Source organism: Anaerobiospirillum sp. NML120511 (assembly GCF_023050955.1).
Classification (GTDB): domain Bacteria; phylum Pseudomonadota; class Gammaproteobacteria; order Enterobacterales; family Succinivibrionaceae; genus Anaerobiospirillum.
On the sequence record NZ_JALKIK010000002.1, the window covers coordinates 122,214 to 141,046 of the forward strand.

The 18,833-nt window shown below is 53.5% G+C and carries 14 protein-coding genes and 1 pseudogene; 10 read left to right on the forward strand and 5 right to left on the reverse strand.

The annotated features are described in order from the left end of the window. The first annotated feature begins 221 nt into the window (after window positions 1–221). The 5 genes from lysA (at window position 222) to MXE39_RS00865 (ending at window position 8,537) form a co-directional block, all read left to right on the forward strand. Entirely contained in the window at window positions 222–1,502 is a 1,281-nt protein-coding gene (gene lysA / locus MXE39_RS00845; protein WP_246976008.1) for a diaminopimelate decarboxylase, read from the forward strand. 389 nt (window positions 1,503–1,891) lie between these two features. After that, complete coding sequence (dapF, locus tag MXE39_RS00850) at window positions 1,892–2,740, forward strand: diaminopimelate epimerase (RefSeq protein WP_281503340.1); 849 nt, start codon at window positions 1,892–1,894, stop codon at window positions 2,738–2,740. Between the two features lie 554 nt (window positions 2,741–3,294). Then, on the forward strand, window positions 3,295–3,615 hold the full coding sequence (locus MXE39_RS00855) for a metalloregulator ArsR/SmtB family transcription factor (RefSeq protein ID WP_246976005.1): 321 nt from the start codon (window positions 3,295–3,297) through the stop codon (window positions 3,613–3,615). A 150-nt stretch (window positions 3,616–3,765) separates the two neighbouring features. After that, on the forward strand, window positions 3,766–5,925 hold the full coding sequence (locus MXE39_RS00860) for a tyrosine recombinase XerC (RefSeq protein WP_246976002.1): 2,160 nt from the start codon (window positions 3,766–3,768) through the stop codon (window positions 5,923–5,925). Between the two features lie 206 nt (window positions 5,926–6,131). Continuing rightward, on the forward strand, window positions 6,132–8,537 hold the full coding sequence (locus MXE39_RS00865) for a UvrD-helicase domain-containing protein (RefSeq protein ID WP_246975999.1): 2,406 nt from the start codon (window positions 6,132–6,134) through the stop codon (window positions 8,535–8,537). A 371-nt stretch (window positions 8,538–8,908) separates the two neighbouring features. Here MXE39_RS00865 and MXE39_RS00870 read toward each other — a convergent pair whose 3' ends face one another. Further along, a complete protein-coding gene (locus MXE39_RS00870; RefSeq protein WP_246975996.1) occupies window positions 8,909–9,115 on the reverse strand; it encodes a 4Fe-4S binding protein in 207 nt (68 codons plus the stop codon). Window positions 9,116–9,648: 533 nt separating this feature from the next. Here MXE39_RS00870 and MXE39_RS00875 point away from each other — a divergent pair. The 5 genes and pseudogenes from MXE39_RS00875 to MXE39_RS00895 form a co-directional block, all read left to right on the forward strand. Then, complete coding sequence (locus MXE39_RS00875) at window positions 9,649–10,362, forward strand: YggS family pyridoxal phosphate-dependent enzyme (protein WP_246975993.1); 714 nt, start codon at window positions 9,649–9,651, stop codon at window positions 10,360–10,362. A 25-nt stretch (window positions 10,363–10,387) separates the two neighbouring features. Beyond that, the gene (proC, locus tag MXE39_RS00880) at window positions 10,388–11,206 is read left to right on the forward strand and encodes a pyrroline-5-carboxylate reductase (protein WP_246975991.1); all 819 of its coding nucleotides are present in this window, start codon (window positions 10,388–10,390) and stop codon (window positions 11,204–11,206) included. Window positions 11,207–11,382: 176 nt separating this feature from the next. Then, window positions 11,383–11,952 carry a YggT family protein gene (locus MXE39_RS00885; protein WP_246975989.1) on the forward strand — a complete coding sequence of 190 codons (570 nt, stop codon included), beginning with the start codon at window positions 11,383–11,385 and terminating at the stop codon, window positions 11,950–11,952. Window positions 11,953–12,424: 472 nt separating this feature from the next. Further along, window positions 12,425–13,354, forward strand: a complete 930-nt coding sequence (gene bamD / locus MXE39_RS00890) for an outer membrane protein assembly factor BamD (RefSeq protein WP_246975986.1) — start codon at window positions 12,425–12,427, stop codon at window positions 13,352–13,354. A gap of 272 nt (window positions 13,355–13,626) precedes the next feature. Further along, a pseudogene (locus MXE39_RS00895) lies at window positions 13,627–14,295 on the forward strand (pseudouridine synthase); the annotation flags it as partial. Window positions 14,296–14,618: 323 nt separating this feature from the next. Here MXE39_RS00895 and djlA read toward each other — a convergent pair. From djlA to trmB, 4 genes are all read right to left on the reverse strand, one after another. After that, on the reverse strand, window positions 14,619–15,569 hold the full coding sequence (djlA, locus tag MXE39_RS00900) for a co-chaperone DjlA (RefSeq protein ID WP_246975983.1): 951 nt from the start codon (window positions 15,567–15,569) through the stop codon (window positions 14,619–14,621). A gap of 262 nt (window positions 15,570–15,831) precedes the next feature. Further along, the gene (gene murU, locus MXE39_RS00905) at window positions 15,832–16,530 is read right to left on the reverse strand and encodes an N-acetylmuramate alpha-1-phosphate uridylyltransferase MurU (protein WP_246975980.1); all 699 of its coding nucleotides are present in this window, start codon (window positions 16,528–16,530) and stop codon (window positions 15,832–15,834) included. Between the two features lie 213 nt (window positions 16,531–16,743). After that, a complete protein-coding gene (locus tag MXE39_RS00910) occupies window positions 16,744–17,958 on the reverse strand; it encodes a phosphotransferase (protein WP_246976320.1) in 1,215 nt (404 codons plus the stop codon). Then, window positions 17,951–18,598 (reverse strand): tRNA (guanosine(46)-N7)-methyltransferase TrmB, encoded by a 648-nt coding sequence (gene trmB / locus MXE39_RS00915; RefSeq protein WP_246976317.1) that lies wholly within the window; start codon window positions 18,596–18,598, stop codon window positions 17,951–17,953. The genes MXE39_RS00910 and trmB overlap by 8 nt, the downstream gene beginning before the upstream one ends. Between the last annotated feature and the right edge of the window lie 235 nt (window positions 18,599–18,833).

The following is an 18,833-nucleotide window of genomic DNA, read 5'->3' on the forward strand; positions in this document are numbered from 1 at the left end:
GCCACGGGCTCAACTGCCGCAGGCAGTGGAGTCAGGCCGGCTGTCATCAGTCAGGGCAAGTCTAATCTGCTGTAAACGGGGCAGCACTGTGAGTACTGCCTGCAGCAGGACATACATGAGGCAGAGATCTGCATAAGTGCAGATAAACAAGTGGTCAGGCTGTTGCCGGCGCGCCTCTGTGTTCAGCCCGGCCCGTCCGGGACCATTTTCCAGGTGTAACGATGGATTATTTCAACTATAAAGAAAACGAGCTTTACGCTGAGGACATCAGGGTAACTGAGCTGGCTGAGCGCTTTGGTTCACCTCTGTATGTCTATTCAAAGGCCACTCTGGTACGTCACTTACGTGCCTTTGAGGAGGCTCTTGCTGCCAAGGACCACCTGGTATGCTATGCCGTCAAGGCCAACTGCTCTCTGGCCATTCTCAATATCATTGCCCAGTCAGGCTGTGGCTTTGACGTGGTCTCCAAGGGCGAGCTCATGAAAGTAATCAGAGCCGGTGGCGACCCTGGCAAGGTTATTTACTCTGGTGTGGGCAAGCGTGAGGACGAAATCGAATTTGCTCTGCAAAAGGGTATCAAGTGCCTGAATGTCGAGTCTGAAAGCGAGCTTTACAAGGTAGAGAAGGTAGCTTCCCGTCTTGGTATCAAGGCTCCGGTTGCGCTGCGCGTCAATCCTGATGTTGACGCCATGACACATCCTTCCATTTCCACAGGTCTCAAGAAGAACAAGTTCGGTATTGCCTTTGAGGATGCTCTGCGTCTGTATACCTACATTGGCAGGTCCGAGCATATGGAAGCCACCGGTATTGACTGCCATATCGGCTCTCAGATGACCTCCGGTGCCCCTATCATCGAGGCTACCGACAAGCTCATTACCCTGTACCAACAGCTTGCTGAAATCGGCATTAAGGTTGACCACATTGATATTGGCGGCGGTCTTGGTGTTACCTACAACGACGAGACTCCTCCATCTCCTTATGAGTATCTGGCTGCAGTTATTCAGCGTCTTAAGGACATCGATGTCTCCATCTACTGCGAGCCGGGCCGTGCCATGGTTGCCAATGCCGGCATCCTGCTGACCAGCGTGCTCTACCTCAAGTCCAATACCGAGCGCAATTTCTGTATTGTTGATGCCGCCATGGGTGATCTTATCCGTCCGGCCCTGTACAACTCCTGGATGAATATCATTCCAGCCGTAAAGCGTGATGCCTCTGATGCGCTGCCAGGCAGCGGCTCCAATGGCACACTGCTGTACGATGTCGTAGGCCCTATCTGTGAGTCTGATGACTTCCTGGGCAAGGACCGTCATCTGAACGTACGTGAGGGCGATATCCTTGCAGTACGTGGTGCCGGTGCCTACGGCAGTTCCATGTCCTCCAATTACAACAGCCGCCCTCTGTGTGCTGAAATTCTGGTAGACGGTGACAAGGCTTATGTCATCCGTGAGCGCCAGAAAGAAGAAGAGATGTGGAACAACGAAATCATTATCAGTGAGGCCTGATAAGCCACGGCATGGCGACCATGGGCATGGTCCGTTCTGCCAGGCAGGACATGACCATGCCAGGGGCAATTCCCTGGTCAGGCCAGGGCCCGTGGGCATGACCAGGACAACGCCCATGGTCATGCCCAGTACAATGACCATGGGCAAGCCCATGACAACGCCAATGGGTGCCAACAGCGGTGCGCATATATTATTTTATAAAGCGTCACGTCACGCAGTACGGCAGTGCATATTTGCCGTAACTGCAGAGATCTTGATGAGATTTCGTTTGATTATGGCAAGCTGCGCAGGCAGGCTTGCCTTATTTTTATGCACAGCACCCATGATGGGGAGCCGTGACTCCCTTAAGCAATTGATACGGTGCTGCTGCCCGATCAGGACAGAATTTAATGCAGATTCGTTTTACCAAGATGCATGGCCTGGGTAATGATTTCATGGTCGTGGACTGTGTTACCCAGAAGGTGTTTTTCAACCAGGAGCTTATAAAGCGTCTTGGTGACCGCCACTTTGGAGTGGGCTTTGATCAGCTGCTGGTAGTTGAGGCTCCTTACAGCCCTGACATGGACTTCCATTACCGTATCTTCAATCAGGACGGTTCCGAGGTGCAGATGTGTGGCAACGGTGCCCGCTGTTTTGCCCGTTTTGTGGTTGAGCACAATCTGTGTAACAAAAAGGAAATCCGTGTCTCCACCATCTCAGGTGAGCTTACTCTGATTCTTGAGGATGACGGTGAGGTGGTAGTGAACATGGGCTGTCCTGTTCTGGAGCCGGAAAAGGTTCCATGTACCTTCACCACTGAGCAGCCAGCTTACCAGATCCCTCTTGATGAGGCCGTGTGCGGAGTAAGCTCCATTACTGCCGGTGCCGTATCCATGGGCAATCCCCATATGGTCACAGTTGTTGAGGATACAGCCACCTGTGCCATTGATACTCTTGGTCCTGTGCTTGAATCTCATCCGACCTTCCCTGAGCGCGTCAATGTAGGCTTCATGCAGGTGATATCACGCAGTGAGGTCAATCTGCGCGTTTATGAGCGCGGCTGCGGTGAGACCATGGCCTGTGGCAGCGGTGCCTGTGCTGCAGCCGTATCCGGTATGGTCCGTGGTCTTCTGAACAATAAGGTCAAGGTACATCTGCCAGGTGGAACCCTCTCCATAAGCTGGGATGGTCCTGGCCATCCAGTGATGATGAAGGGGCCTGCAACAACAGTCTTTGAGGGCACCATGGATATTCAGTAGCTCCACCGGGCACCATCAGGCACGCCATAAACAGCGCCCTGCATACCACCGGACACAGGCCCGCCTCCTGTCATAAACAGTGCCCAGCCGCTGCCAGGCACAGTGACTGGAGGCTGCCATGCACAGTGACCGGAGGCTGCCAGGCACAGTGATCGGACGCTGCCTTGCCGCCGCCAGACACTGAGCCAGCTCGGGGACGTCTGTAGGCAGCATTTCAGGCCACAGTCTCATCCGACAGACGGATGGGGCCGTGGTCCTGGTGTTTTTACAGGGGGGCAATGGTGTCAGATCAGACAAAAATACTGACATAAGTTATGATAAGTTATGAGACCTCAGGCATGCAGATCATCTTGCAGTACTGGTATTATGTCTGGGCCGGTTCTCTGTAAGGCAGTTCTGGCCATTTAATCATACATGCTGAATATGCTATGTGAAGCCATGCTATGGCCTTGTCTTCAGGTTTTCAGCACAGTGAAAGTTATTGATATGCCATTTGATTTAATCGCAGTGTCCGCATGCTCAAATGGGAAAAGCGATAGTTTTGAGGACCTGACATGACTGATGCAGAAAAGACAGCCCGCATATTTAAGGCCTTTGGTGATGCCAGCAGAGTCAGAATCCTGATGCTGCTTAAGGAAGGAGAAAGATGTGCCTGTGAGCTGCTCGAGGACCTGAACATTGTTCAGTCTACTCTGTCCTGCCACATGAAAATCCTGTGTGATGCAGGCATAGTCAATGCCCGCAAAGACAGCAAGTGGGTTTATTACACCATCAATGAGGAGGGCGTTAAGCATGCCCACAGCCTGCTTGATGGCATAACCACACGTATCAACAGTATGCCAGGGAAGTGCAACTGCCATCCTGGCTGCTGCTGACCATAAAGGTTCATACCATCTGATAAACAGCAAAGCCAGGTAAGCGTTCCAGTGTTTTGATAGAATCTGGGACCAGCACTTACTATTAACTGACAGCAGAGGCCGTCACTGTGAAAGTGACGGCCTCTGCTGCATCTGCAGGACCAGAATATGACTGAGCAGGGCAGCAACAATAATGATCAGGGCAACAGCGCCGCTTCCGGCGCCGCTGCCCATTTTGCTGCTGCCATGATGCCCGGAGCCTGGCATCAAGGCGCACTGCCGCCGGGCATGATCATGCCCGGCACCGCCATGCCCGCAGCGGCTCCCATGCCCGGCACCGCCATGCCCGCAGCATCCATGGCTCCAGGCATGCAGGCAGCAATGCCCGCCCCTGGTACCCAGCCACAGGCAGGTAACGATGAGGCTGCAGCAGCTGCAGCAGCTCAGGCTGCCCAGTTCCAGCAGTATCAGCAATTCCTGCAGTTTCAGGCCTTTCAGGCTCAGATGAGTGCCGCACAGGGCGCACAACCTCCCGGAGCAGCGCCCGGTCAGGCGGTGCCTGGTGTCGGAGCTGTGCCTCAGATGGGGCAGTTGCAGCCGACACAGGGGCAGCCAGCACAGGCTGACATGATGGCTCAGTACCAGCAGTTCCTGCAGTATCAGAGCTTCATGCAGATGCAGCAAATGCAGATGCAGCAGGTACAGGCTCAGGCCGGAGTGATGCCGCAGCCTCCAGGACAGCCGCCACTGCAGCAAGTTTCGCAGATAGCATCGCAGCAGCCAGTTCAGGCAATGCAGGCGGCTCCACAGATAGCCCTTATGCCTCCAATGCAGCCGGTCATGCCTGGTATGCCCGCTGTACCTCTTGCTCAGCCAGCGCCACAGTCACAGGTGCAGCAGCAACCACAGCTGCAGCCGCAGGTACCGCCTCAGTCTGTAGTTCCTGAGCAGTCGGCAGTGCCGGTCGAAAGTGCTTTACAAAATGTTTCATATTTGCAACAGCAATTGCCTTGTGAGTCTGGTGGAACTGAGGCAGGTGCGGGCGCATCTGAAGCTGATACAGGCCATGGTGCTGCTGAAGCTGAGGCTGCGTCGCGCGCTGATGCTGGCGCATCGTCTGATGCAGGCACGTCGGCTGATGCAGGCACGTCGGCTGATGCTGCGGCCGTCGGCAAGGCTGATGTCGGGGCTGATGTCAGGGACGGCCGGACGGGGCGGATTGAGTATGTAGGGGTGCTGCCTGCCGGTGATGAGCGCCGTGACAGCTATACGGGCAGGAGGCGTGATGGTGCGGGCGCTGTAGCACTTTTTGAGCGCAATGACGGCCTTTATGAGCTGGTTAACCGCTTTTTACGCTATCTGGGTAATGAAAAGGGCTATTCAGTACTCACAGTCAGAAGTTACAAAGAGGTGCTGGGACGCTCAATTGAGATTCTCTGTCCTGAGGATGGTCCTGCGCTGCTTGATGAGTGGCAGAATATCGGTCGCAATCAGGTACGAACTCTGGCCCGTAACTTCAATTTCACTGCAGATCAGGAGCGCTACGCCAGCTCGTCAGTGGTGCACTCGCTGCACGTGATCTCGTCCTTTTTCAGCTATCTGATTCGCAGACGTATTCTGAACTCCAATCCTATGGAGTTTATAACCATGCCCCGCGCCAGCAAGCCTCTGCCAAGGGTACTGTCTCTTAATGAAGTGGACATGCTCTCAGAGTCACTCAAGGGCGACAGCCCTTATGATCTGCGTAATTACGCCATGCAGCAGCTGCTCTTTGCCTCAGGACTGCGTGTAGGTGAGCTGGTCAGTCTCAATATTGGTGATATCGATTTTGATATGCGTGAGGTCAGGGTAACGGGTAAGGGTAACAAACAGCGTGTGGTTCCGGTAGGACGTGAGGCGCTCAGAGCCCTTAAGGAGTATCTTAAGGTTCGTGATACTTTCAAACCGGTTAACAATGCCTTCTTTGTCAACCGTGACGGTACCCGCCTGAGCACCCGCAGTGTGTCAGCCAAAATCAGAAAAGCGGCTCAGAAATGCGGCCTTGATGGCAAGGTCACTCCGCACAAGCTGCGTCACTCCTTTGCTACCCAGATGATGGGCAATGGCGCTGACCTGCGTATGGTTCAGGAAATGCTGGGCCACGCGGCACTGGGCACCACCCAGATTTATACCCACGTTGATGTGGCCAGACTCAAGGATGTCTACTCACGGGCTCATCCTCGTGCCGTACCACCTGACAGTGAGTTCAATCAGCAAAAGCTGCGCGAGCAGCTCACTCAGAGCCTGAGCTCACTAAACGAGATGACTGGCGACAAAGACCAGATATAGTCGGCACATCACCTCAGGCGCACAGGCCCGCGCTCAGGACGCGCGCCCTGGCCGGGCCCATGGCAAGGCGTCCTGGCCGGACTGGTGCCAGACCCTGGCCTTGCCTGGGCCTGCACATGATTTATGGACCCTGGCAGGCCGGAGCGGGACTTGCGCTCACCTGGCTGTTTATTCCACCTGTTTACCTTCTTTTTGGAGCATTCCATATGACCAGAGCACTGATAGACGATTTGAACGAGCAGCAGCGTGATATTGTCTTTGCGCCGCTGCAGGATATTTTTGTGGTTGCCGGTGCCGGAACAGGTAAGACCCGTGTGCTGATATCACGCCTTGTCTATCTCATTGAAGAAGAGGGTATCAGGCCGTGGAATATCCTTGCGGTGACCTTTACCAACAAGGCTGCCCGCGAGATGGAAGAGCGCATGATGGCTGCCATGGAATGGGACAGCAATCCTGGCATCAGGATGTCCACCTTCCACAGCTTCTGCTATGGCCTGCTGCGCCGCTATTTCCTGGAAGCCGGGCTGCCAAAGGACTTTTCCATCATTTCCACCTCTGACCAGGAGCAAATGGTCAAAAACTTCTATGCCGAGTTCGGCATTGATAGCCGTGATGAGGAGTATGGCAAGTTTTCCGAGCTCGGTCTGACTCCGCCTAATGTGGTCAGTGAAATCTCACGTCTTAAGGAGAAAGGAGAGCAGACCATTTTCTCCCCTGAAGATATTGCAGACTTCAGCACCACTCTGCCAGTCAGATGGAAAAGCATGTCGCCCGATGAGATTAAGGGCGCTTTCTATGCCTGGTATGAGATTACCTGCAGCCGCATGGGCCTTGTAGACTTCAGCGACCTTATCAACAAGTCCATAAACCTGCTGCGCGACAAGCCTGAAATCAGGAACAGATTGCGCAAGCGCTACAGGTACATCTGCATTGATGAGTTTCAGGATACCAACACCACTCAGTATGAAATGCTGATGCTGCTCAAAGGTCCTGATAACAACATCATGGTGGTAGGTGATGACGATCAGTCCATTTACGGCTGGCGTGGCGCCAACAGCCGCAATCTGACCAGGATTCTTACCGATCTGCCTGACATGGAGATGTACGAGCTCAATATTAACTACCGCTCAACTCAGAACATTCTCAATGTGGCCAATGCAGTTATCGACTACTCAGAGCAGCGTATTACCAGCAAGTTTCTGGTCAATCCTGAGTGCTATGAGCTGGAAAAGAAAAACGATCTGGAGCTTATCAACAGCCTTAACAGACAGCAGGTCATTGACTGCCTGATTAAGAGCCGTGAGTTTGATTATCTGGACTTTAACAGCTTTGATGAGATGCTCGATGCTGTGACCGCCCGTCAGCGTGACCAGATGATCGACATTCTCTCCCGTGACCGCATGATCCCTTATGACAGGCTTCAGGAGCGCAATGCTTACAAGTGGCAGCGTCATGACATGAATGCCCTGACCAACCCTCAGGTATCTTTTGTCCGTATTGAGCCTGATGGCCGTAATGACGGCGCATGCGTTGCCCGTCTTATCAACTCCATGATTAAAAAGGGCTTTCGTTATGAGGACATAGCCGTGCTCTACCGCATGAACCATCTGTCAGGCAGTGTGGAGCAGGCCATGATGATTGAGGGCATACCTTACCGTGTCTTTGGCGGCTTCAAGTTCTATGACCGTCAGGAGGTGGCCGATGCCATGTCCTACCTCAAGCTTATCTACAATACTAATGACGATGTGTCCTTTGAGCGCATTGTAAATACCCCGCGCCGTGGCATTGGCAACAGTGCTCTTGCCAAGGTAACCGAGTACGCACGTGCCTGTGGCATGTCCCGTTATCATGCCATTGAGCACACGCTCAAAAGCGGTGACAGCCGATCCATCAAAATCATCAGCAAGTTCATTCCTTTCTTTGAATTCATCGAAAAGATGCGCGCCAGTCTCCAGACTCTCAGTCTTGAGAACTTCATCAGTGCTGTTATCCATGAAAGCGGTCTGTATGAGTTCTACAGCAAGGAAGATCAGAAGAGCCGTTCAGCACGCGTTGGTCTGTCACGCACCGGCAACCTCGATCAGCTCATTGCCAATGCCAAGGGCTTTACCGGTAATGTCATGGCCCTGAGCCGCAACAATGACTATGATGATGTTGAGGATGATCGTGAGATGTTTGCACCTGTCGATCCTGCCCACAACATGTCAACAGCAGAGCTCTTTGAGTCCTTTATGACCAATACTGCTCTGGCAGCGAGCACCGAGCTGGGAGCTGATGGAACAGATGATGACAGGGGTGTAAACCTTATGACCATTCACGCCTCCAAAGGCCTTGAGTTCCCGGTAGTGCTGATTGTGGGCTGTGAGGAGGGCGTAATGCCATCTTATATGGCTGAGGACCTGGACGAGGAGCGCCGCCTTGCCTACGTGGCCTTTACCCGTGCCCGCAAGCATCTTTATGTGTGCTACAGCAATGAGCGTCTGCGTTATGGAACCAGTATGGAAAAGGCAGGCATGAGCCGCTTCCTGCGCGATGTGCGCAACTGCTACGACGGCGTGGAAAATGATGAGCGTCCTTTCAACCTGCGCCGCTTCCAGGGAAGCTACTATTAGTAAGCTCTGGCCAGTAGGCTCAGGCAAGTAAGCTCAGGCCCACCGCCAGCGCGCATGGCAGCATGCTGCGGCAGCTCAGCCCCGCAGCATGCCTGAGCCTGGGCATGTAGCGGCGCGCCTGTCTGCAGGGCAGAGACCGGGGGAATGGTCGTGGGGCAAGAGGAGGATGCGGTACTGATGACAGCCAGTGCTGTCGGAGGGCAGATGAAGAGGCAGGGATGGTATGAGCCGCCAGAGAGTCAGCCAGGATTACGGCCTGGCATGGCCTTGCCTGGCCAGTCCTTACCTTGCCAGTCCTTACCTGGTCGGGCAGGCGGCACAATGAAAAAAGCGACAGCCCGACTCATTGTCTTGCTGTCGCCTTTTATAAATCAGACGTTCTTGTGAGGAATCATGTCAGCAGGCTCAGCCTCGAAAATGCTGGCATACTCACAGACATCGTAGCAGGCACCGCACTCAACGCATAACTCAGGGTCAATGGTATGGCTGCCGTTGGCGTCTACGATAATGGCATCGCAAGGGCAGGCATCAACGCAGGAGCCACAGTCTGTGCAGGTATCTCTATCAATATAAAACATAATTTCCTCGGTGAAAAAGCAGATCCGGTCCAGATCGGATCTTCGTAATTACTGCCAGTGTGCTACAGCGCCATGATTTGCATGGCATGCAGTCAGTCCCTGAAGGAACGGCCTGGGCAGTAAGGGCAGCATCTGTCACAGTCATGGTGACAGGGACAAAGGTCCGGGCTGCAACTTTCAGTATTATGCTGTCCTGTGCAGTGTCCATGAGCCGGGCAATAAGGCCGGTCGATACGTTGCAGGTGAATTTTCAGGACATGGAACAATTATATTAGCGGCCAGGTCCTTTACAATAACTTACATGCTCAATACCTGCTGTCAGGTTGGCAATGCGGCCTGTCCATGCTGTTTTTCAGGAGAGTCGATCAGGGCGTCATCCTGTTTTCAGGACAGTCGCACATGAGGCGTCATCCTGTTTTCAGGACAGTCGCTCAGGGCGCGTCATCCTGTTCTCAGGACAGTCGCACAGAGGGCGCATCATCCTGTCAGCCTCAGACCTATTTTAGTTTTCTCCTAAACAAAGAAAGAAAGTCATGCAAAATATTCTTGAAAATCTGGCTTCTGTTCATGCCCTTATTGATAAGGCAGCTGCTTCATGTGGCCGTGACAGATCAGAGGTCAGACTGCTTTGTGTATCCAAAACCAAGCCCCTTGAGCAGATTAAAGAGGCCTGGGAGCAGGGCGAAAGGCATTTTGGCGAGTCCTATGTCAACGAGGCTGTAGATAAGATAAAAACTCTGAAAGAACAGGGCGTAAGCGACATTGTATGGCACTTTATAGGCCCTCTGCAGTCCAATAAAACCCGTCCTGTGGCTGCACATTTTGATGTGGTCGAGAGCGTCGATCGCATGAAGGTTCTGGAGAGACTTAATGACCAGCGACCTGAGGGCATGGCCCCGCTCAAGATCATGATTCAGGTGAATATTTCTCATGAAGAGCAAAAGCAGGGCTGTGAGGAGCAGGAGCTGCCTGAGCTGCTCAAATCCGCCTCATTAATGCCTAATGTTGAGGTGATAGGCTTGATGGGAGTTGCCCGTATTGACGCTCCGGAAGAAGAGCTCAATGCCTCTTTTGCCCGTTTAAGAGAGCTGCGTGATCAGTATCAGCAGCTTTATCCTGAGCTCAAAGAGCTTTCCATGGGAATGACTGCTGATATGGCCAGTGCTGTTGCCAACGGCTCAACTGAGGTCAGAATTGGCAGCGCCATTTTCGGTGAGCGTGAGTACAAAAACAGAGCTCAGTCATAAAACACCAGGGAGCACAGCAAGAGCAATGAACATGATTAAAATCGCCTTTATCGGCGGCGGCAACATGTCCCGCTGCATTTTCGACGGCATAGTAAAGAAAAGAGGCCAGAACGATGAAATTACCGTTTCCGGCCCGCATGTAGAAAAGCTGGAACACTTCAAAGCCGCAGGCGCTCATGTTACCTCTGACAATCTTGAGGCTCTTGGCAGGGCTGAGGTGGTTTTCCTGGGCGTAAAGCCTCAGATACTGCCAGAAGTGCTCGAGCAGATAGCCAAATCAGGTCAGGATCTGAGCTCAAAGCTTTTCATCTCCATGGCAGCAGGCTGGCGTCTGCAGGCTTTTTACAGCCGTCTTGGTCAGTGCCGTCTCATTCGTATCATGCCGAATACTCCATCTCAGCTTGGTATGGGCGTTACAGCCATGTGCACAGGTGAGAGCGTTACCGCTGCCGACAAAGAGCTCTGCCTTGCCCTGCTTGAGGGTATGGGCCGCACCGTGCAAACCGATGAAGAAGGCATAAATACCTTAAGCGTGCTTGCCGGTTCTGCTCCAGCCTTTATCTACCGCTTCATGGAGGCAATGGTTGATCAGATGGTAAAGCGCGGCTTTGATGCCGACCTTTCCCGCACCATTGCCACTGAGGTTATGAGGGGCACAGCCTCCATGGTTGAGGCTAATCCTGATCGCCAGATTGGTCAGCTGCGTGAGGCCGTTACCTCCAGGGGTGGAACCACCTTCCAGGGACTTGGGGTAATGACTGAGTACCGTTTTGAAGAAATGATGCATGAGGTTGTAGAGGCCTGCCTGCGTCGTACCCGTGAATTTGAGGATATGTACAAATAGCCACCGCTCCGGTGCCGCCGCCGTTTGCCAGACGGCACGTATGTGCCACCGGCCGGAGGGCCTGGCTGCCCTCCGGCCGGGAGGCCGCGCTGGCTTGTAATACGGACTGTGCTGTCTGTTAAGATTTGTCTGGAAAGATGCTCTGGGCACTTTCCTTTTTAAGGAGTTAATTTCTTATGTTACCAGGTTCATTCTGGATTTTAATGTACCTTGCTACTGCGCTGGTGATGCTCTTCCAGTTAAGAGCCATGATGCAGAGCTCATCTGCTGACTATTATCATCCTGTTACCCAGGCCGTTACCAAAATTACCAATCCGCTGGTAAACATCGGTCTGTGGCGCAATATCCGCATTGGCTCTTTCTCGGCAGCCGGTATGGTAGTAGGCTTTATCATTGGCCTTGTTGCCTGGATTATTGCCGTGTTCTTAATTATCAGAGCACCTTTTTATATGGCTATTCTGGGTTCCATAGTTCTGTTCATAAAGTGCTTTGGCTACCTGATAATTGCCCTGCTGCTCATTCAGGCTCTGTGCTCCTGGCTGCCAGCTACCCGTGATTTCAGCTATCTGATGGGGCAGATCACCTCACCAATTACCGCCCCTGTACAGAGAATCATCCCGCCAATCGGCATGATTGATATCTCCCTGATGGTAATTCTGCTGGCTCTGTACGCCTTAAATGCCCTCATGTACAAGGTTCTGGGCAGCATCAGTCTTGAAATGCTCTTCCTGTGGAACATTCTTTAATCAGGAAGCTGTTCTGACACAGTACTACAGCAGGCATGCACAGCCTGCCTGCTGGCATACGAGGCCCGCATCTGCGGGCCTCAGCTGTATATGCAGCCTGCACCGCTGCAGCGCCGTCACTGCCGCAGTGTCATTGCAGACACGGTGCAGATCATGAGGCCTGCCCGGGTGGCGCAGTCGGCCGTAGCGGCAGGACCGCCTGTCAGGCGCAATTGCCGGTCGCCAGGGTGCACTGCTCAGGCAGGCTGGCTGCGACTGGCTGGTGCGGACAATAAAATAAGCGCTTTTAGCCGGGCGGCATCTTAAGCAATGGCCAAAGTTTGCTAAAATATGCGCTGGTGTCTGTAGCCCGGGAGCAAATAAGGGACAGCAGTGCCTTTATCCCAGGACGGGTCTGAAAGCCTCAGGGCTTCACAGCCGCAACCGGCCTGGCTTCAACACTTAGGTTTTTTCATTCCAGCGGAGCTTTTTAATGTACAAGATCCTGGCCGCAGTGATGTTCAGCTTCACTTTTGCCCTCACTGCCTGCAGTACCAACTACAACAGTGACGAAGTGCCTGATGTATCTCCGGAGAATCTCTACAAAATCGCCAAAGCCAATATGGCTACCGGCAGTCTTACTACTGCCCGCCGCTATCTTGAGGCCATTGATTCCCGTTATCCTTTTGGTGACATCTCCTCCCAGGTTCAGCTGGACTTAATCTATGTCTACTACAAGGAGCGCGAGAGCGATCTTGCTGCTGCTCAGATTGCCCGTTTTATCCGTCTGAACCCTACTCATCCAAACATTGACTATGTTTACTACATGAAGGGTCTGACTGAGATTCAGAAGCGCTCTGATATGATTCAGGACTACTTTGGTCTCGATCGTTCCGAAAAGGATCCAACCAATTACTACAATGCCTTTAACACCTTCAGAGATCTGTTAAAGACCTATCCTGACAGTCTGTACGCCGCTGATGCTCTGCAGCGTATGATTTTCATCAAGGAGCAGCTGGCCCGTCGTGAGCTGGCCATTGCCGAGTACTATTCTGCCCGTGGTGCTTACGTTTCCACCATTAACCACACCAAGAATATTCTCTACAGCTACCGCTCCACCGAGGCTTTCCAGCCTGCCATGGAGCTGATGATCAGAAGCTATGATCGTCTCAACCTCGAGCAGCCAAAGAAAGAGCTGACTGCTATCTACAAGTCAACTTTCGGTCATGAGCCTGACTACCTGGCTCCAGCCTATGCCCGTCACCAGAAGAACACCATTGTGCTCTTTGGCGAGAAGGAAAAGGCAAAGCCTGGCACTACTGCAGCCGCTGCCGAGCCTGAAGAGGAGTCCAGCTGGTATGATTTCATGCTCTTCTGGCGTGATGACAAGAATTCCGGCGTTCCTGCTCAGGAAGGCATCTAATTCCAAAAATACAGTTTAACGGCCGCATCTGCCGCGCCACCAGACGGGAAGTGCTGTTCCGTCACAGCCGGGCAGGAAAACTCATTTCCTGTCATGGTGATGGAGACGAAGTTTCCCGCCCGGGCGCTGCCTCGAGTCATACGGTCCCGCCTCCGGGCGCAGCGCGCCCGGAGGCAGAAGTGCAAGCAGATGCCGACCATGGCGGTACTGACCGCCTTTTCAACAGCCCGTTTTATACGGGCTTTTTAATGCCCAGGTGCAAGGTAAGCAAGATGGCCCATCGTGATTTCAACTACGATCCTCCGTTAAGTCCTTTTCTGGATATCCTCTATGAGGATGATGACATTATGGTGGTGAACAAGCCCTCTGCCATTTTGTCAGTACCGGGCAAGCTGGCCATTCACCGTGACAGCATTCTCTCGCGTGTCAAAAGCATTCATGAAAATGCCTTTGCCGTGCATCGCCTTGACTATGGCACCTCAGGTGTCATGGTAGTGGGCCTGAACAAACCGGCCATATCCAGTCTGGGCAAGCAGTTTATTTCCCGCGACGTCCACAAGGTCTATGTAGCCTGGGTAGATGGCAAAATGGAGGGTACCGGTGCTGTGGACCTGCCCCTGATTCTGGATATCAATAACAGACCTTATCAGACCGTGGACTTCGAGGTGGGCAAGCCTGCGCTAACCTACTGGCAGGCCCTGCAATATGATGCTGATCGCGATGCCACCTTTGTCCGTCTGTATCCTCAGACCGGCCGCTCCCATCAGCTGCGCGTACACATGCAGCAGACAGGTCACTCCATACTGGGAGACCATCTGTATGCCTGCGACAGAATTTATGAATGCGTCCCTCATCTGAACCTGCATGCCGCACTGCTGAGCTTTACTCACCCGTCAACAGGTCAGCCGCTGCGCTACTGCGCCCCGGCACCTTTTGAGGTTCCGGCTTCATGCACGCCTGAGCTGTCCTGGCTCGATGAGGATCTGTCAGGAAAGGTGGAGCACACCACCAGCACCATGCTCAAGCCAACTAACAGTGATGCCCTAAACAGCAGGTATATCACCGATCCGGCATCATAGTAAGGCCCGAAAGCCTGACTTGCTGACGCCTGAAAACACAAAGCCCCCGCAGATGTGAGTCTGCGGGGGCTTTGCGCTGATGCCGGGGGCAAGGCCCAGGCCAGTGGTGCCAGGCTCCTGCACTGCGATCCTGACGCACTGGACGGACCGTCCAGAGGGTCAGGGCCGGCCGGGGCCGGGCCTGGTTATTCGCCTCGGGCTTCCTTGATGATGTTGAAAGCAGTCTGAATGTCAGTGGCTTTCTGGGTATAAAGCTTGATCATTTCAGGAGGCAGACCCTGGGAGGCCAGACGGTCAGGATGGTACTTGAGCATGAGCTTCTTGTGGGCGCGGCGGATGTCCTCCCATGAGGTGTTCTCGTCTACGCCCAGAATCTCATAGGCATTGGCAAGTTCGCTCTTTGGAACAAATGAGCCTCCAGATGAGGAGCTGCCCTGATCGTGCTGATAACCTCCGCCCTGGTACTGACCGGAGCTGCCCTGAGTGCCTGAGCGGCGGGAGCTTCTGTGACGCTGGGAGTTCTGCTGCTGTTGCTGTTGCTGGGCATACTTGCGGGCAAACTGGGCAAACTGAACTTCGGCAAAACGGATGCGGATCAGTCGCTCCATTTTGTCGACAGGTACGTCCATGGCAATGGCTATCTGCAGGAGGCGCTCATGTTCACCCTCTGAAAGCACCTGGTCGGCAAGGGCAATTCCTACCTGAATTTCCAGCAGGAAGGAGAGCATGGCAATGTTGGAGCCGATAGCAGATCTGAGCGACATGGCCTCGGCATGGAGGTCAAAGTCATCGCTCTTGCCCTGATTAAAGCCCTCAATGGCCAGTGCACGCATTTCAGCATCGAGATTCATGACATCCATGAAGTACTCGGCCTGACGGATGTGGGACTCATTGATGCGTCCGGCACCGCGTGAGACGAAGCCCATCAGTCTGAAAGTGGACTGGATAAGAGTTTTGTGCATGGCTGAGCGTGGACCACGCCCGGCAAAGGCATTGCGGGCCTCAGCGCTCTGGGCTATGAGCTGATTGCGTGGCTTGTCATAGAAGTAGTAGCCAATAAGAAAGCCGATTAAAGCACCGATACCGCCAAATAAAAGGCCGATCAGGGCACCAATAATTCTTCCTTTCCAAGACATATTGCAAAAACCTGAAATAGTTAGGATCAAAACCGGATCTGAAAGTGCCGGGCAGGCCGCCGTCAGCTGCACCAGACAGGCGATGCAGGCCAGGCGATGCAGGCAAGACGATGCGGGCCAGACGATACAGGCCAGACGATGCGGGCCAGACGATACAGGCCCGGCGATGCAGGCCTTACTGAGCACGTCAGCCTGGCTGCAAATGCCAGCCTTGCTGCACAGGCCGGCCTGCGTTGCCAGCAGGGCGGCGCCGGGGCCGTGATTAGCGGCCGCTCAGGTGGGCGTTGAGCTGCTGCAGTCGCTCTACTGTGCCCACATCAAACCATGGGGATGTGATAACCGAGGCAGTGATGAGGCCACGGCCGGCCCAGTCATCAAAGTAAGGGCGCAGTGCCTGACGGGATACGCTGCGGCCTGCAAAGGCTTCAGGGTGGTACCAGGCAAAGCCCGAAAAGGTATAGTCGCTGCCGTAAATCATGTGGCCGTCGGCGCTTACGGCAAAATCACCGCCCGTATTATGGGCCGGGTTGGAGGTCAGATAGAGGTGAGCCAGAGCCTGCAGTCTGCCGTGTTCATCTCTGTCAGTCAGCTGCTTGGGGCATGGCAGCAGGAAGTCGTAGCTGCTGTCCAGAAAAATATCACCATTGACCACGATAAAAGGTTCGCTGCCCAGTAGAGGCAGAGCCTTGATAATACCGCCTGCAGTCTCAAGACCTTCGCTGTCCTCAGGGCTGAGCTCAATGCTGACGCCAAAGCGGCTGCCATCACCAAGGTATTCAAAGAGCACGTCTTTAAGCCATGCGCCATTTACTACCAGAGAGGTAATGCCAATGGCCTTGAGTTTCTCAATATGCCAGGCTATCAGGCTCTGACCACCGGCCTCCACCATAGGCTTGGGAATACGCTCAGTTAAAGGCCTGAGTCTCTTGCCCTGACCTGCGGCTAAAATCATGGCTTTCATTACAAACAACCTTAAGTCAAATCAGATAGATATCAAGTTTAGCAAATAATGCACATTACATAATTAGGGCAGTCGGATGCCAGATGCAAAAAAAGCCACAGATGTGGCTTTTTTTGATCATGCCCTGGGCATGCAGACGCCGGTGGCTGCAGGCAGCTGTAAGGCTGTCGCTGCCTGGCCGCATGGTGGCCGGGCTTAAAGCCCTGTGTGCGGTCAGATGCGGCCGGCTACATTCTTTTCAAGGAAGGCAGCAAATGGACGCAGCTGCTCAAAGTACTGGCAGTTTCTGGTCAGATAGCCCAGAACGCGTGGCAGGTACTGCAGATAGCCGTCCTTGCCATCACGAAGCTTCAGGCGGTAGAACAGGCCCAGAACCTTGATATGTCTCTGAATGGCGCACAGACGGATCATGAGGTTGAACTGCTCAAGAGATACCTGCTCGCGGTCAAAGATGCCGCAGACAGTGTATACCTCATAGGCAAACTTGCAGATCCTCTCTACAAACTCATCTTCCATGTCTACATAGCAGTCATAGCCAATGGAAGCAAGATCATAGCAGGCAGGGCCCTTGACCATGTCCTGATAGTCCAGAATGGCAAAACGCGACAGGATGGAGATTTCCTTGCCTGCAGGGACGACCATGATATTGCGGGAGTGATAGTCACGGTGCATGGCTGTCTGAGGCTGGGCACGGCACTGCTCGCTGATAAAGTCCCAGGTCTGAGCAATCATCTTTTCATCTTCAGTACTCAGCTGCAGATTCAGAGCCTTGTCAAAAAGCCACTCACGGCAGATGTTGAGCTCCATTTTGATGAAGTCATCATCAAAAAGCGGCAGCTCACTCAGGGTCTTATAGTCAGTCTCATCAAGGTCATAATGAGGAATGACATCAGCCTCTGCTGAAGGATCCTTCAGGGCTGCCTGACGGCGCTGCTCAAGGGCCTGAGCCTGCTCAGGTGAGAAAGGCATGGCGCCGATTTTGGTAAGCTCGCGAAGGGTCTTTAAGTAGTAGGCCGGCTCCTTGCCATCAGGAATGGAGTTGATGTAGACAAAATCACCCATGTCCTCAAGGACCATAAAGCCCTTTTCAATGTCGGAGACGATAATGGCCGGAACCAGCACTTTTGCATGGTCAAGCAGACGGTTGATGTCAGCAAACTCACGGTTTTTCTGAGTCTCTGGAGGGGCGTCCATGACAATGACCGAGCCCACATAGCCAATGCGCGGACTTACACCATGAGCGGCGCACAGGCTGGTAAAGGCCTGTTCACTCATTTTGAGACGATAGTACTTTCTGAAGCTGGCATCGCCGTTTAACAGGCTCAGGGAGCCGGCGCAGTCGCAGCCGCAATCACATGGATCGCAGTCGGAGCATGCAATATTGTTGTTTTTTAAAAAAGCCAGAAGATCTTGATAGCGACTAGACACGTTCAAATACTAAATCCCATACGCCGTGACCCAGACGCTCACCTCTTTGCTCAAACTTGGTCAGAGGACGCCAGTCAGGACGCGGAATATAGCCTCCTTCAGGATTGGTGTTTACAAGACCTGATGCTGCATCGAGGCAGGCGAGCATCTGCTCGGCATATTCCTGCCAGTCTGTAGCCATACGGATATGGCCGCCATGCTTAAGCAGTGGAGTTACCAGCTTGAGGAAGTCATCATTGATGAGACGACGTTTGTGGTGACGTGCCTTAGGCCATGGATCAGGGAAGAAAATCTGCAGAATATCGATGCTTTCAGGTCCCAGACATTTGGTAAGAACCTCAAAGGCATCATACTTGATTACTCTGACATTAGATAGCTGCTGCTCCTCAATGAGCAACATGGCAGCGCCCACACCAGGAGGGTGCACCTCAATGCCCAGATAGTTGCGCAGCGGGTCTTTGGCGGCCATTTCCACAAAGGACTTGCCCATGCCAAAACCGATCTCCACTACCAGGGGAGCCTCACGCTGAAAAATTTTCGCTGTGTCGAGCTTTTCAAGTGCACTGACATCAACCATGTATTTTGGTGCCAGCTCCTCAAGAGCCTTGGTCTGGGCAGCAGTCATGCGGCCGGCGCGGATTACGAATGATTTGACACGCTGGTTGCGGCGGCTGTCAGCAGCACCATCGCCATCAGCGCCTGCGCTGCTTGTAGCGCAGGCGTCAGTAGCGGCGGCAGCAGGGCAGGCTGCATCGGCTGCTGCACCCTCGCCGGCAGCTCCGGCGGCGCAGCACTCTGGGCGGTCCTCATCACAAGGGCGGTTTTCACTGAGGTTGGCAAAGTCTGGATTGTTATTGGTCATCAGCTGTTTTCGG